The organism is Variovorax sp. LARHSF232 (assembly GCF_052871435.1).
Window position 1 is genome coordinate 17526 of the sequence record NZ_JBIXJS010000017.1, and the last position, 14871, is coordinate 32396.

Below are 14871 nucleotides of genomic sequence, written 5' to 3' on the forward strand. Positions count from 1 at the left end.
GCGCCGGCGCGCGCGCTTTTGGCTACAGCTTCCCCAGCGCCTTCTGCACGCCCTTGTTGGCCAGCATGTCGGCACGCTCGTTGCCCGGGTCGCCCGAATGGCCCTTGACCCAGCGCCATTCGATCTGGTGTCCGCCTTTCTCGACCAGCGCGTCCAGCTGGCGCCACAGTTCGGCGTTCTTCACCGGCTGCTTGGTCGAAGTGATCCAGCCCTTGGCCTTCCAGCCCTTGATCCATTCGGTGATGCCCTGGCGCACGTACTGGCTGTCCAGGTAGAGCACCACCTTGCAGGGACGCTTGAGGGCCGCCAGGCCTTCGATCACGGCCGTGAGCTCCATGCGGTTGTTGGTGGTATTGAGTTCGCCGCCGAACAATTCCTTTTCGGTGGCGCCCGACTTCAGCCAGGCCCCCCAGCCGCCGGGGCCGGGGTTGCCCTTGCAGGCGCCGTCGGTGTAGATCTGCACTTCAGTCAACTTGCTTTCTCTTCTTTCTTCTCAGGGTGTTTCTTTCTCTTGTGGACCGGCGCGTGGTGCACGCGCCCCGTCACCGGCACCGGCGCGGTGGCGATGGCAGGCTTGCGCTTCCAGTCGGCCTGCAGCATGGTCATGCCGCGCACCCTTTTCACGGCCACGATGAAGTACACCGCGCCGAAGATCGGCCACCAGCGCTCGCCGGCGCTATCGAACCAGCGGTAGCGTTCCAGCCAGGCCTGGCTGTGCACCGCCGGCCGGTACAGGCCGAAGCGGCCCGACTCCACCTCGAAGTTCAACAGGCGCAGCCAGTCGCGCATGCGCCAGTAGCCGATGAATTCACCGGCCTCGGGCAAGAACAGCTCGCCAAGGCCCAGGCGCCGGTACAGATGCGCGCGCCGCTGGCGCAGGCCCCAGAGGCTGGTCGGATTGAGGCCGCAGATCACCACCCTGCCCTCGGGCACCAGCACCCGCTCGACTTCGCGCAAGGTGGCATGTGGGTCGGCGCTCAACTCCAGTGCGTGCGGCAGCGCCACCAGGTCCAGGCTGTTGGCCGGAAAAGGGAGCGCGGTGAAGTCGGTCAGCAGCGCGGCGCGGCGCGCCGACGATGGCCGCTCGGTCGCCAGCCAGCGGCGCGGCATGCGGTTGCTGCGCAGGGCGTCGACCTCTGCCACGCCCAGCTGCAGGGCGTGGTAGCCGAAGATGTCGGCCACCGCCTGGTCGAATTGGGCTTGTTCCCATTCGCGCAGGTAGCGCCCCGGAGGGGTCTCCAACCAATCTTGCAAACCTATAATTTGACCGCTCATGACCCTCATTCCGCTGCCCGCTTTTGCCGACAACTACATCTGGATGCTGCACGACGGGGCCAGCGCGATCGTGGTGGACCCGGGCGACGCCAGGCCGGTATCCGATGCACTGGCGCGCAGCAATCTGAAGCTGGCCGCGATTCTAGTCACGCACCATCATGCCGATCATGTCGGCGGCGTCGATGAACTGCGCGCAGCCACCGGGGCCCCAGTCTACGGCCCGGCCGGCGAAACCATTCCCGAACCCTATGCGCCGCTCGCCCAGGGCGATGCGGCGCAGGTGCTGGGCCTGCGCTTTTCGGTGCTCGACGTGCCCGGCCATACCGCCGGCCACATTGCCTACTACCTGCCGCCCGACGCCTCGTGGGACGGCGTGCCGCTGCTGTTTTGCGGCGACACGCTGTTTTCCGGTGGCTGCGGCCGCCTGTTCGAAGGCACGCCGCGCCAGATGCTGGCCTCGCTCGACGCCATGGCCGCACTGCCGGGCGACACGCGGGTCTGCTGCGCCCATGAGTACACACTCGGAAACCTCCGATTTGCACGCGCCGTGGAACCCGGCAACGCCCAATTGACTCAGTACCTGGCGCAATGCGAGGCATTGTGCGAGCGCGGCGTCCCCACCTTGCCTTCGCGCATGGACACCGAGCGTTCCGTCAACCCCTTTCTCCGCAGCCGGCAAGACGCCGTGCGCGCCGCGGTCCAGGCCCATGCGGGCCTCGCATCGCCGGCCGCCGACGTCGACGTCTTTGCCGCGCTGCGCCAATGGAAAAACAACTTTCGATGAAGCTTCTGATCGCCGCCGGCCTTGCGCTCTCGCTATTCCTGGCGGGCTGCGCAAGCACCGATCCCGCCTCGCCCACCGCAGGCACCACGTCCGGCTCTCCCCTCATTCCCGACGGCCCCCTCCAACCGATCACCTCCGCCACCGCACCCCTGGGTTCGCGCAGCGTGGCGCTGCTTGCGCCGCCGGCCGACATGTGGGACCGCATCCGCCGCGGCTTCAAGATGCCCAATCTCGACAGCGACCTGGTGCGCAGCCAGGAGCAGTGGTATTCGAGCCGGCCCGACTACATCCAGCGCATGACCGAGCGCTCCAACAAGTACATCTTCCACATCGTCGAAGAGCTGGAGCGGCGCAACATGCCGACCGAGCTGGCCCTCTTGCCCTACATCGAGAGCGCCTTCAATCCGCAGGCGGTTTCCAGCGCGCGCGCCGCCGGCATGTGGCAGTTCATGCCGGCCACCGGCACTGACTACGACCTCAAGCAGAACGTCTTTCGCGATGACCGGCGCGACGTGGTGGCCTCCACCCGCGCCGCCATGGACTACCTGCAGCGCCTGTACGGCATGTTCGGCGACTGGCAGCTGGCACTGGCCGCCTACAACTGGGGCGAAGGCAATGTCGGCCGCGCCATCGCGAAGAACCAGCGCGCCGGGCTGCCCGCTACCTACAGCGACATCAACATGCCGGCCGAGACGCGCAACTACGTGCCCAAGCTGCAGGCGGTGAAGAACATCGTGGCCAACCCCGAGCGCTACAACACCGACCTGCCCTACATCGCCAACCACCCCTATTTCCAGTCGGTGCCGCTCACGCGCGACATCGACGTGGCCCTGGCCGCCAAGCTGGCGGACGTGCGTGTCGAGGACTTCCGCGCGCTCAACCCGGCCGCGCACAAGCCGGTACTGCTGGCCAACGGCGGCAACTCCGAGCTCCTGCTGCCCTGGGACAACGCCGCTGTCTTCCAGCGCAACTTCAAGGCCTACACCGAGGGCCAGTACGCCAGCTGGACGGCCATGACGGTGACCAACACCATCACCGTCGCCGATGCGGCCCAGCGCTCGGGCATGAGCGAAACCGACCTGCGCGCCATCAACAACATTCCGCCGCGCATGCTGATCAAGGCCGGCTCGACCCTGATCGTGCCGCGCACGGCGCGCGTGCAGGAAGACGTCGCGGCGCTGGTGGCCGACACCGGCCACCTGAGCTTCCAGCCCGAGATCGTCACCCGCCGCACCATGGTGAAGGCCGGCCGCAACGACAGCGTTGCCAGCATCGCGCGCCGCTACAGGCTGAGCGCCGCCAACGTGGCCGACTGGAACGACGTGGCCGCCGGCCACACCTTCAAGCGCGGCTACTCGGTGGTGGTGTACCTGCCGGTGCGCGCAGCCGGCACCACGCGGGTGGGCAGCGGCGCCAAGGGCAAGGCAAGTTCCGGCAGCAAGAGCGCCTCGAAGAAGCCGGCGGTCAGCCAGGAAAAGCACGGCGGCACGCCGTCCAAGAAGAAGCGCTGAGGAGCCTGGGCGGCAGAGAGCGGGGCCCGCGCTCTGCCGCCCCGGCGCCACGGCCGAAGCGGCGCCGCCCCCCCCCCGCGAAAGCGGCCCCCCCCCCCAGCACGGCGGTGGTTGCCGCGCCCAGCGCGAACACCGTCAGGTGCGTCGCCGCCGGCACCAAGAGCGCCAGCAGCACCAGCCCGCCGATGTGCGATTGCGGCGTGAAGCCGTACACCACGCGCTTGAACAGCGCATTGCCGAACAGGTAGATGGCCGGGCCGCCCAGCAGCGCGCCGATCTGCGCCCACTCGGCATGGTGCCCGCCATGGCCGATCACCAGTTCGTCCGCCACCGCGCAGACGATGATGCCGGCCACCAGGATCACGTGGGTGTAGTGAAAGCGCGCCCCGATGCGGCCCGGGTCATCGGAATGCTCGATGACGTGGGCCGCGTCCTTGCTGCTGATGTCGAAGTACATCCACCACATGGCCAGGCTGCCCACGAAGCCGACCACAAAGGCGGCCAGCTCCGGCAGGTGCCAGGCATGTTGATGCCCGAAGGCCACGCCGCTGGCCAGGATGGATTCGCCCAGCGCCACGATCACGAACAGCTGGCAGCGCTCGGCCAGGTGGCCGCCGTCGATGGTCCATTCCGCCGTCGAGGACCGGCCCAGCCCCGGAAAGGCCAGGCCGAACATGGGCGAGACGTATTCGGCCAGCACCGCGACGAACCACAGGGACAGGCGCAGCTCGTGCGCGGCCAGGCCGCCGGCAACCCAGAACAGCGCCGCCACGCAATTCCAGGCCAGGATGCGCCTGAAGTTGGGCGCCAGCGGACTGTCGGCGCCGGCCGCGAGCAGCATGCAGACCGTGCGGCCCACCTGGATCGCCGCAAAACAGCCGGCGAACACCAGGCCGCGGCCCTCGAAGGCCTCCGGCAGTGCCGATGCCATCACCAGCGCGAGCAGCATGATGGCGAACAGCACGCCTCGGGTGGCCAGCGCGCGCGGGTCGAACCAGTTGGTGGTCCAGGCGGTGTACTGCCAGCCCAGCCATACGGCGAACCACATCACCAGCGTCTGCAGCGCGCCCAGCACGCTCAGATGGTCCAGCAGGTAGTGCGACAGCTGCGTGACGGCAAAGACGTAGACCAGGTCGAAGAACAGCTCTTCGCTCGACACCTGCGCCGCGCCGTCGCGCGAGCGCAGGAAGGCTTGCCGGGGCTTGGATGACATGGACGGCGCCCCCTTCAAATTTTTTCCGTTTCTCCAGCCTGCGGCTGCCAGGTCATGAGCCTCCGCTCGATCAGGCCGACCACGCTGTCGAGCACCAGCGCGAAGGCGGTGAGCACCAGGATGCCGGCAAACACCGTGTTCACGTCGAAGGTGCCCTCGGCCTGCAGGATCAGGTAGCCGACGCCGCGCGCCGAGCCCAGGTACTCGCCCACCACCGCGCCGACGAAGGCCAGGCCCACCGAGGTGTGCAGGCTGGAGAACACCCAGCTGGTGGCGCTGGGCAGGTAGACGGTGCGCAGCAGCTGCCGCTGGTTGGCGCCCAGCATGCGCGCGTTGGCCAGCACCACCGGGCTCACCTCGCGTACGCCCTGGTAGACGTTGAAGAACACGATGAAGAACACCAGCGTCACCGCCAGCGCCACCTTGCTCCAGATGCCAAGGCCGAACCACAGGCCGAAGATCGGCGCCAGGATCACCCGTGGCATCGAGTTGGCGGCCTTGATGTACGGGTCCAGGATCAGGCTGGCCGCCGTCGACAAGGCCAGCCACAGGCCGCAGGCGAGGCCCAGCGCCGTGCCGATGCCGAAGGCCAGCAGCGTCTCGAGCAAGGTGGTCCCCAGGTGCAGATAGATGTCGGCATTGCCCGCCAGGCCGTCGGGAAACAGGGCGTTGGGCGGCAGGCCGAAGGGAATGAACCAGCTCCAGATGCGGCCCAGCACCTGGATCGGCTGGCCGAAGAAGAAAGCGATCTTGTCGCTGCGCGAGGCCGCATGCCATAGCAGCAGGATCACGACCAGAAGGCCGATCTGCCATGCCCTGGCATTTCGTTCGGTTGGGCGCAGGCTCATCTCAAGCAGCCTTCTTCAGTTGCTGGGCGTAGCCCTTGAGCACTTCATCGCGCAGCACGCTCCAGATTTGCGTGTGCAGCTCCACGAAGCGCGCATCGGTGCGCACCTCGGCCACGTCGCGCGGGCGCGGCAGGTCGATGGCGAACTCGCCGATCGGGCGCGTCGCCGGTCCGGCCGACAGCACCACCACGCGGTCGCTCATGGCAATGGCCTCGTCCAGGTCGTGCGTGATGAAGAGCACCGCCTTGCGCCTGGCGGCCCACAGCGCGAGCACCTCGTTTTCCATCAGCTGCCGGGTCTGGATGTCGAGCGCGCTGAAGGGCTCGTCCATCAGGATGATGTCCGGGTCCAGTGCCAGGGTCTGCGCCAGTGCCGTGCGCTTGCGCATGCCGCCCGAAAGCTGGTGTGGATAGCGGTCGCCAAAGCCCGCCAGGCCGACCCGCGTCAGCCACTGCTCGGCCTGCGCCCGCGCTTCCTGCCGGGACACGCCGCGGTACTGCAGGCCCACGGCCACGTTGTCCAGCGCGCTGCGCCAGGGCATCAGCGCCTCGGTCTGGAACATGTAGCCGGCGCGCCCATTGATGCCCACGAGCGGCTGGCCAAAGACCTTGACGGTGCCGGCCGAAGGCGCCAACAGGCCGGCGCCGACATTGAGCAAGGTGGACTTGCCGCAGCCCGTGGGGCCGACCACCGACACGAACTCGCCGGCGGCCACGCGCAAGGTGGTGTCGGCCACCGCGGTGTAGCGCTGGCTGTGGTCATCCTTCGCGCGGAAGGTGCACTGGATGTCCACCAGTTCAAGTGCGTAGTCGGACATGGGTTGAAGCAGTCAAAAAAAAGCCCGGCGCGAGGGCCGGGCGGTGCCGGTGAGGCATGAGCTTGCTAGGCCTTGAAACGCTCCTTGGCGCGCCGCGCGAAATCGTTGGTGTAGGTGCGCGCCAGGTCGATCTTGTCGGACTTGACGTTGTTGTCGAAGCTGGCGAGGGCCGACAACGCGGTCTTCGGGCCCTCTGACGGGATCAGGCCGTCGGTGGCGATGGCTTCGCGCACCTTGTCGAAGGATGCCAGGTACAGGGCGCGGTCGCCCAGCAGATAGGTCTCGGGCACCGTCTTGATGATGTCGCCCGGGCCGGCCGTCTGCAGCCACTTGAGGCCATGCACGATGGCATTGGCCAGTGCCTGGCAGGTGTTGGGGTTCTTCTGCACGAACTCGGCCGAGGTGTACAGGCAGGCAGCCGGCATGGGGCCGCCGAACACTTCTTGCGTGCCCTTCAGGGTGCGCGTGTCGCTGATGATCTTCACGTCGCCTTTTTGCTCGAGCATGGTCATCACCGGGTCGGTGTTGCTGATCGCATCGATCTGGCCCGAGCGCAGCGCTGTCAGCGCGCCGGCCGCCACGCCCACCCCGACATAGCTGACATCGGCCGGCTTGATGCCGCCGCGCGAGAGCACCAGGTTGGCCACCATGTTGGTGGACGAGCCCGGCGCCGACACGCCGATCTTCTTGCCCTTGAGGTCGGCCAGCGTGGCGTAGCCGGGCATGTTCTTGGTCGACACGCCCAGCGCGATCTGCGGCGCCCGGCCCTGCAGCACGATGGATTGCAGGTACTGGTTCTTGGCCTGCAGGTTGATGGTGTGCTCGTAGGCGCCGGAACACACGTCGGCCGAGCCGCCGATCAGCGCCTGCAAGGCGCGCGCGCCACCGGCGAAATCGGAGATCTCGACCTCCAGGCCTTCGGCCTTGAAGTAGCCCAGCTGTTCCGAGATGGTGAGCGGCAGGTAATAGAAGGCCGCCTTGCCGCCCACCGAGATCGCGACCTTGGTTCTTTCCAGCTTGGGCTGGGCATAGACCGCGGGTACTGCAATGGATGCCGCGGCAGCGGCGGAGGCAGATACGAAGGTGCGGCGATTGAGCATGTGAAGGACCCGAAGGCCTTGACTGTTGCGGTCGACCGGAGCTTAGGTTGCGACATTTGGCACGGCATCAGGAACATCCCGTGCGGGTTTCCACGTAAGCATGAAGACCCACGATTCGGGTGCCCAACCGCCTATGAAACACCGATGAAAAAGATGCCGATGTTCACCAGAAAAGCCAATGTCCAGACCGCGCTGCGCAGGGTACCAAGCCCGGCGACATACATGCCGGCATAGACCACGCGCAGCAGCACATAGGCCAGCGCATAAAGGTCCAGCCGCGCCTGGTCGTAGCCCAGCTGATGCGCAATGAGCACCGCGCCGATGAACAGCGCGAGCCCTTCGAAGCCGTTGGCCTGCGCCGCCATCGCGCGGGCGCGCCAGCCGCCTTGCCGGGCCAGCCATTCGCGCGGGCGCTGGTTGTCGCGCAAATCAAAGCCGCCGGCCTTGCCGATGTAGGCGCTGAGATAGGGCAGCAGCGCCGCCGCCAGCACACACCAGTAGGCCAGGGTCAGCTGCGAGAAGTTCATCGCGGCACCGGGCTTTCTTCAGCGCCGGTCGACCAGCGCGTGGGCGATGGTGCCCAGGTCGACGTATTCCAGCTCGCTGCCGGCCGGCACGCCGCGCGCCAGGCGCGTCACCGTGAGCCCGCGCTGGCGCAGCGCCTCGCCGATGACGTGCGCGGTCGCCTCGCCTTCGGCGGTGAAGTTGGTGGCGAGGATCACCTCGCTCACCTGCCCATCGAGCGCGCGCTCGAACAGCTGCGCCAGGCCGATCTCCTTGGGGCCGATGCCGTCCAGCGGGCTGAGCTTGCCCATCAGGACGAAGTAGTAGCCGCGGAAGGCACCGGTGCGCTCCAGTGCCGCCTGGTCGGCCGGTGTCTCGACCACGCACAGCTTGCTGGCGTCGCGCCGCGGATCGAGGCAGACATGGCACACCGGGGCCTCGGTGAAGGTGTTGCAGCGCTCGCAGTGGCGCACGTTGGCAGTCGCCTGCTGCAAGGCGCGCGACAGCAGCTGGGCACCGTCGCGGTCGTGCTGCAGCAGATGAAAAGCCATGCGCGAGGCTGACTTGACGCCCACGCCCGGCAGGCGGCGCAGCGCCTCGACCAGGGCCTCGAGCGAACTGGAATCGGCCATCTAGCGCTGATGCGGAAGCAGCATCAGAAAGGCAGCTTCATGCCGGGCGGCAGGCCGGCAGTGATCTTGCCCATCTTCTGCTCGCTGGTTTCCTCGGCCTTGCGCACGGCTGCGTTGAAGGCGGCCGCCACCAGGTCTTCCAGCATGTCCTTGTCGTCGGCCAGCAGGCTCGGGTCGATGCTGACGCGCTTGACGTCGTGCTTGCAGGTCATCACGACCTTGACCAGGCCGGCGCCGGATTCGCCTTCGACCTCGATGTTGGCCAGTTCTTCCTGCGCCTTCTTGAGATTGTCCTGCATGGCCTGGGCCTGCTTCATGAGGCCGGCGAGTTGTCCCTTGTTGAACATGGTCTGAATCCTGAAGTTGAATGAGTTGAAAAAGTTGGGGCCGCGAAGCTCACACGGGCCGCAGGCTGCCGGGAACGATGCGGGCGTCGAAGTCGCGCATCATGCTCTGCACCAGCGGGTCGTTGTGGATGGCCTCTTCCGCTGCTCGCTGGCGCGCTTCGGCTGCCAGCTTGTTGCGTCGCGCCGGGCTGTCGCTCACCGCACCGATCTCGATCGCGATTTTGACGGAATGGCCGAGGGCCGCCAGCGCGCCCTGCAATTTATCCCGGCTGCCGGCCTGGCCCAGCGATTCGCGCTCGATGCGCAGCAGCCACTGGTCCTCGTCGCGGCCCACCAGTTGCGACTGCAAGGCGAGCTCGCGCGCCAGTGCGCCGATGAGTTCCTGCGCCACCATGCGGGTGACGGTGGCGAACCAGAAATCGCCCTCCTCGCTGGGCTCGATGGGCGCAGAAGCCGCATGCTGGGCTTGCGGCATGTCGCGCTGGCCGGCGGTGCCCTGCACACGCAACGGCATCGCTTGCACCTTGGCGGGCGCCTGCGCGTCGATCGGGGCTGCCGGCCGGGCCTTGGGCGCATCCACCACTGGCAACCGCGGGCCAGGGGGCGCTGAAGGCGATTCGACGTCGGCGGCAGCGGCGAACTCTTCCTCGTCCCAAGGGGGCGGCTCCGCGGCCGGGGCCGGGGCCGGCGGCATGCTGGGCGCGATGACCGGTGCCGAAACGGCGGCCGCGGGCGGCCGCTTCGGCTCATTCAGAGTTTTTTTTTCCGCGGAGCCGGCGGCCAGTTGCGCATCGCCCGGCTTGAAGGCCAAGGGGCGCAGCAGCACCATGGTCAGGGCCGCGTATTCGTCCGGTGCCAGGCCGAGTTCGGCGCGGCCATGCAGGCACAGGCTGTAGAGCAGCTGCGTTTCTTCGGGCGCCATCTCGGCGGCCAGGCGGGCCGTCTCGGCGGCTTCGGAGTCGCCAGTCTCAGCAGCAGCGGCACGCGCGGGCACTGCCTGCAACACCGCCATGGCCTGCAGCACGGCCGTCATTTCCTCCAGGGTGGAAGCGGCCGACAGGCCGTCGCGGCGCAGGCCCTCGGAAATCTCAACCACCGTCTTGCCGTCGCCGCGCGCCAGCGCGTCGATCAGGCGAAACACATGGCCGCGGTCCACGCTGCCCAGCATCTGGCGCACGCCGCCTTCGACCAGTTCGCCGTTGCCGTAGGCAATCGCCTGGTCGGTGAGCGACAGCGCATCGCGCATCGAGCCGCGCGCGGCCCGTGCCAGGAGGCGCAGCGCCTGCGGCTCGGCCGGCACCGCTTCGGTGGCCATCACGCGCGTGAGGTGTTCCAGGATGGTCTCGGGCGCCATTGGCCGCAGGTTGAACTGCAGGCAGCGCGACAGCACGGTGACCGGCACCTTCTGCGGATCGGTGGTGGCCAGCACGAACTTGAGGTACTCGGGCGGCTCTTCCAGCGTCTTGAGCATCGCGTTGAAGGCGGTGTTCGAGAGCATGTGCACTTCGTCGATCATGAAGACCTTGAAGCGCCCCTGCACCGGCTTGTAGACGGCCTGCTCGAGCAGCGACTGCACCTCGTCCACGCCGCGATTGGAAGCCGCGTCCAGTTCGGTGTAGTCGACGAAACGCCCGCTGTCGATATCGCGGCAGGCCTGGCACACGCCGCAGGGCGTGGCGGTGATGCCGCCGGTGCCATCGGGCCCCTGGCAGTTGAGCGACTTGGCCAGGATGCGCGAGACGGTGGTCTTGCCCACGCCGCGGGTGCCGGTGAACAGGTAGGCATGGTGCAGGCGCTGCGTGCCCAGGGCATTGGCCAATGCCTGCACGACATGCTCCTGGCCGACCATCTCACTGAAATTTTTCGGACGGTGTTTGCGAGCGAGCACGAGATAGGCCATCGGCGCATTTTAGGCGGCTGTCACGGTTCCTTTTTTCCGAAACGGCCTGGACCGTTCTTCAGATCAAGCGCCAGGTGGTCGGCATCGCCTATCGCCTATCGCCTACAATAGAGCTTGACGGGCCTCCCCGCATGGTGAAGCGGCCAACCGGGTCAGGTGGGGAACCAAGCAGCCCTAACTGTGTAGTCAGTGCCGGGGGTAAGGCTCGTCAACCTCACATCACAAAGTCGCGCGGCCATTTCAGATGGCCGCGGACACACAATCCCATCCAATTCAAGGTCAAGGCAGCTTGGCGAGAATGGCATCCATCTCGCTGGCCGTGTAGGCACGCAGCGAATGAGATCGCACGTTGCCCTGCATGCCGATCGAGAGGATGAAGGCGGCCATGGTCTCTTCGTCCTTCGCCTCCAGCACGCCGACCACGTCGTACTCGCCCATGGTCCAGACCAGCTCCCGGATGGTGACGCCGGCCTTCTTGGCCGCTTCCCTGACGGCGGTGGCACGTTTGGTCGTGTCCTTGACCGCATTCAGGCCCTTTTCGGTGAAGTTGAACAAGGCAACGTAGGTGACCATTTCACCCTCCATTTGGAGTTGAGGGGCCAAAGATGCTACGCCCTTCACCGGCGATGACAAGGCGGCGGATGGCCTTGTTGCTCCTCAGCCAGCCCCCAGCCCGGCGCGCCACCAGCCGAGCAGGCCTCGCGCCGCCACCACGCCGCTGGCCATGCTGGCCGTGAGCAGGTAGCCGCCGGTCGGCGCCTCCCAATCCAGCATCTCGCCGGCGCAGAACACGCCGGGCAGCGCTCGCGCCATCAGGCTGGCGTCGAGCGCATCGAAGCGCACGCCGCCTGCGCTGCTGATGGCCTCGTCGATCGGCCGCGCGGCCTTCAGCGTCAGCGGCAGCGCCTTGATGGCGGCGGCGACCTTCTCCATGTCATGCATGCCGTCGCGGCCCAGCACCTCATGCAGCAGCGCCGCCTTGATGCCCTCCAGCCCCAGCCGCCCCTTGAGATGGCTGGCCAGCGAACGCGCGCCGCGCGGATGCAGCACTTCGGCGCGCACCTTTTCGCTGCTGTGGTCGGGCAACAAGTCGAGCGTGAGCGTGGCGCTGCCGCTGGCGGCGATCTCGTCGCGCAGCAGGCCGGATGCGGCATAGATCAGGCTGCCCTCGATGCCGGTCGCAGTGGCGACGAACTCCCCCTTCTTGCGCGCGAAGCGACGGCCGCTGGAATCGCAAAACTCGATCGCCACCGACTTGAAGGGCTGTCCGGCAAAGCGCTCGGCAAAGTACGGGCTCCAGCCGATGTCGAAGCCGCAGTTGGCCGGCGCGAGCGGCGCCAGGTCGACGCGACGTGCGGCCAGCCAAGGCACCCATGCACCGTCGGAACCCAGCCGTGCCCAGCTGCCGCCGCCCAGTGCCAGCACGACCGCGTCGGCCTGCGTCGCCGATTCGCCCGAGGGCGTGGCAAAGCGCAGCTGCCAGGAGCGCGCTGGCCCGTCGGCGGCTTCAAGAGCGCCGAGCCAGCGATGGCGCATATGGAACTGCACGCCGGCCGCGCGCAGGCGGTGCAGCCAGGCGCGCAGCAGCGGCGCGGCCTTCATGTCGGAAGGAAAGACCCGGCCCGAGGTGCCGACGAAAGTCTGCACGCCCAGGCCTTGCGCCCAGTCACGCAGCGCCTGCGGCCCGAAGGCTGCGAGCCAGGGCTCGACCTGCGCCTGCCGTTCGCCGAAGCGCGAGGCGAAGGCTTCGAGCGGCTCGGAATGCGTGAGGTTCAAGCCGCCGCGCCCGGCCAGAAGGAACTTGCGGCCTGCCGAGGCCATCGCGTCGAAGACATGGATCTGTGCACCCGCGAGGGCCAAAGTCTCGGCGGCCATCAGGCCCGCGGGGCCGGCGCCGATGACGGCGAAGACGGGTTTGGAGGAAGTCATGAGGCTCGTTGCCGACGCGGCGCCCGGCTCGGGCGGGCCAAGCTTTCTCCTATGGCCGCCATAGCCGCCAGGCGGCACGCCGGCACTTGGTTTCTGTCACAATGGCCTGCACTTTAGCGGCACCTGCAACCCTGTCGCGAAGCCCCGCGCAAAAGGACTTTTTCATGGCCAGTGATCTCATCAAACACATTTCCGATTCTTCCTTCGAAGCCGATGTGCTCAAGTCCGGCACGCCGGTACTGGTGGACTACTGGGCCGAATGGTGCGGTCCCTGCAAGATGATCGCGCCGATCCTCGACGAAGTCTCGGCCACCTATGAAGGCAAGCTGACAATTGCCAAGATGAATGTGGACGAGAACCGCGACATCCCCGCCAAGTTCGGCATCCGCGGCATCCCCACCCTGATGCTGTTCAAGGACGGCCAACTGGCCGCCACCAAGGTCGGCGCGATGAGCAAGGCGCAACTCACGGCCTTCATCGACCAGCAGCTCGCCTGATCGGCTGGCATGATGCCGGCGCGCAACGCGCCGGCACCTTGGCGCCACTCCTTTCCCCTCGCGCTTTTTTTGCTGTCATAATCAGCGCAAATCGCCGGCTCGCCCGGTTCGAGTTCCCCGGTTTGAGAGGCTCCTCTCGCCTCTTGTTCAAACCTCCCCCCGTTTTTCGTCAGACTGCCCCATCCAGGGGTCAATCCATGCACTTAAACGAACTCAAGGCACTTCACGTGTCTGAAGTCCTCAAGCAAGCCGAGGCACTTGAGATCGAAAACGTCGGCCGCATGCGCAAGCAAGAGCTGATGTTCGCCATCATCAAGAAGCGCGCGAAAGCCGGTGAACAGGTGTTCGCCGACGGCGTGCTCGAGATCCTGCCGGACGGCTTCGGCTTCCTGCGCAGTCCCGACACCAGCTTCACCGCCAGCACCGACGACATCTACATCAGCCCCAGCCAGGTGCGCCGGTTCAACCTGCACACCGGCGACATGATCGAGGGCGAAGTGCGCATCCCCAAGGATGGCGAGCGCTACTTCGCGCTGACCAAGCTGGATGCGGTCAACGGCGGCCCGCCGGAGCAGAACAAGCACAAGGTGATGTTCGAGAACCTGACGCCGCTGTTCCCCAAGCAGTTGATGCGGCTGGAGCGCGACGCCTTCAAGGGCGAAGAGAACATCACCGGCCGCATCATCGACATCATCGCCCCCATCGGCAAAGGCCAGCGCGCCCTGCTGGTGGCGCCGCCCAAGAGCGGCAAGACGGTGATGATGCAGCACATCGCCCACGCCATCAGCGCCAACTATCCCGAAGTGCACATGATGGTGCTGCTGGTGGACGAGCGGCCTGAAGAAGTGACCGAAATGCAGCGCACGGTGAAGGGCGAGGTGATTGCCTCCACCTTCGACGAGCCCGCCGCGCGCCACGTGCACGTGGCCGAGATGGTGATCGAGCGCGCCAAGCGCCTGGTCGAGCTGAAGAAGGACGTGGTGATCCTGCTCGACTCGATCACCCGCCTGGCCCGCGCCTACAACAACGTCGTGCCCTCCTCGGGCAAGGTGCTGACCGGCGGCGTCGATTCGAACGCGCTGCAGCGCCCCAAGCGCTTCCTGGGCGCGGCGCGCAATGTCGAGGAAGGCGGCTCGCTGACCATCATCGGCACCGCGCTGATCGACACCGGCAGCCGCATGGACGAAGTGATCTTCGAAGAGTTCAAGGGCACCGGCAACTCCGAAATCCACCTGGACCGCCGCCTGTACGAGAAGCGCGTGTTCCCCTCGATCCAGCTCAACCGCTCGGGCACCCGCCGCGAAGAGCTGCTGCTGCCGCCGGAGATCCTGCAGAAGACCCGCATCCTGCGCCAGCTCATGTACAACATGGACGAGATCGAGGCGATGGAGCTGATGCTCAAGAACATGAAGGCGACGAAAACCAACGTCGAGTTCTTCGACATGATGCGCAGGGGTGGTTAGCCCCCCCGGCTTTTCACTTCGCTTCGCTGCGTGTAATTCGCCACCCCCCGA

16 protein-coding genes and 1 other RNA gene are annotated in these 14871 nt (G+C 66.9%); 5 read left to right on the top strand and 12 right to left on the bottom strand.

From position 1 onward, the window contains the following. Window positions 1-22 precede the first annotated feature (22 nt). Together rnhA and ACIPRI_RS25990 are read right to left on the bottom strand one after the other, a co-directional pair. Entirely contained in the window at window positions 23-472 is a 450-nt protein-coding gene (rnhA, locus tag ACIPRI_RS25985) for a ribonuclease HI (RefSeq protein WP_446624400.1), read from the bottom strand. Further along, entirely contained in the window at window positions 469-1254 is a 786-nt protein-coding gene (locus tag ACIPRI_RS25990; RefSeq protein WP_446624401.1) for a class I SAM-dependent methyltransferase, read from the bottom strand. The genes rnhA and ACIPRI_RS25990 overlap by 4 nt, the downstream gene beginning before the upstream one ends. Window positions 1255-1273: 19 nt before the next feature. Here ACIPRI_RS25990 and gloB point away from each other — a divergent pair, with 19 nt between their 5' ends. Both gloB and ACIPRI_RS26000 read left to right on the top strand, forming a co-directional pair. Continuing rightward, window positions 1274-2059 carry a hydroxyacylglutathione hydrolase gene (gloB, locus tag ACIPRI_RS25995; protein WP_446624402.1) on the top strand — a complete coding sequence of 262 codons (786 nt, stop codon included), beginning with the start codon at window positions 1274-1276 and terminating at the stop codon, window positions 2057-2059. After that, entirely contained in the window at window positions 2056-3570 is a 1515-nt protein-coding gene (locus tag ACIPRI_RS26000; protein ID WP_446624403.1) for a transglycosylase SLT domain-containing protein, read from the top strand. Before gloB ends, ACIPRI_RS26000 begins: the two co-directional genes overlap by 4 nt. Here ACIPRI_RS26000 and ACIPRI_RS26005 read toward each other — a convergent pair. The 8 genes from ACIPRI_RS26005 to dnaX form a co-directional block, all read right to left on the bottom strand. Then, window positions 3524-4783, bottom strand: coding sequence for a low temperature requirement protein A (locus ACIPRI_RS26005; RefSeq protein WP_446624404.1), 1260 nt, complete (start codon window positions 4781-4783; stop codon window positions 3524-3526). The two genes, ACIPRI_RS26000 and ACIPRI_RS26005, sit on opposite strands and share 47 nt — an antisense overlap. Before the next feature lie 14 nt (window positions 4784-4797). Continuing rightward, window positions 4798-5631, bottom strand: a complete 834-nt coding sequence (locus ACIPRI_RS26010; protein WP_446624405.1) for an ABC transporter permease — start codon at window positions 5629-5631, stop codon at window positions 4798-4800. A gap of 1 nt (window position 5632) precedes the next feature. After that, the gene (locus tag ACIPRI_RS26015) at window positions 5633-6448 is read right to left on the bottom strand and encodes an ABC transporter ATP-binding protein (RefSeq protein WP_446624406.1); all 816 of its coding nucleotides are present in this window, start codon (window positions 6446-6448) and stop codon (window positions 5633-5635) included. 65 nt (window positions 6449-6513) lie between these two features. Continuing rightward, window positions 6514-7548, bottom strand: a complete 1035-nt coding sequence (locus tag ACIPRI_RS26020) for an ABC transporter substrate-binding protein (protein WP_446624407.1) — start codon at window positions 7546-7548, stop codon at window positions 6514-6516. A gap of 131 nt (window positions 7549-7679) precedes the next feature. After that, window positions 7680-8075, bottom strand: a complete 396-nt coding sequence (locus ACIPRI_RS26025; RefSeq protein WP_446624408.1) for an MAPEG family protein — start codon at window positions 8073-8075, stop codon at window positions 7680-7682. A gap of 18 nt (window positions 8076-8093) precedes the next feature. After that, window positions 8094-8684, bottom strand: coding sequence for a recombination mediator RecR (recR, locus tag ACIPRI_RS26030; protein WP_446624409.1), 591 nt, complete (start codon window positions 8682-8684; stop codon window positions 8094-8096). A gap of 23 nt (window positions 8685-8707) precedes the next feature. After that, complete coding sequence (locus ACIPRI_RS26035; RefSeq protein WP_446624410.1) at window positions 8708-9031, bottom strand: YbaB/EbfC family nucleoid-associated protein; 324 nt, start codon at window positions 9029-9031, stop codon at window positions 8708-8710. A gap of 49 nt (window positions 9032-9080) precedes the next feature. After that, entirely contained in the window at window positions 9081-10931 is a 1851-nt protein-coding gene (dnaX, locus tag ACIPRI_RS26040) for a DNA polymerase III subunit gamma/tau (protein WP_446624411.1), read from the bottom strand. Window positions 10932-11047: 116 nt separating this feature from the next. Here dnaX and ffs point away from each other — a divergent pair. Further along, window positions 11048-11144, top strand: an RNA gene (gene ffs / locus ACIPRI_RS26045) — signal recognition particle sRNA small type. Window positions 11145-11210: 66 nt separating this feature from the next. On the opposite strand, the gene ACIPRI_RS26050 is transcribed toward ffs, so the two are convergent. Both ACIPRI_RS26050 and ACIPRI_RS26055 read right to left on the bottom strand, forming a co-directional pair. After that, the gene (locus ACIPRI_RS26050; RefSeq protein ID WP_446624412.1) at window positions 11211-11504 is read right to left on the bottom strand and encodes a GYD domain-containing protein; all 294 of its coding nucleotides are present in this window, start codon (window positions 11502-11504) and stop codon (window positions 11211-11213) included. An 84-nt stretch (window positions 11505-11588) separates the two neighbouring features. Beyond that, a complete protein-coding gene (locus tag ACIPRI_RS26055) occupies window positions 11589-12860 on the bottom strand; it encodes a TIGR03862 family flavoprotein (RefSeq protein ID WP_446624413.1) in 1272 nt (423 codons plus the stop codon). A 164-nt stretch (window positions 12861-13024) separates the two neighbouring features. Between ACIPRI_RS26055 and trxA the strand changes: the two genes are divergently transcribed. Further along, complete coding sequence (trxA, locus tag ACIPRI_RS26060; protein WP_446624414.1) at window positions 13025-13357, top strand: thioredoxin TrxA; 333 nt, start codon at window positions 13025-13027, stop codon at window positions 13355-13357. 197 nt (window positions 13358-13554) lie between these two features. Continuing rightward, on the top strand, window positions 13555-14820 hold the full coding sequence (gene rho, locus ACIPRI_RS26065) for a transcription termination factor Rho (RefSeq protein WP_446624415.1): 1266 nt from the start codon (window positions 13555-13557) through the stop codon (window positions 14818-14820). Window positions 14821-14871 lie beyond the last annotated feature (51 nt).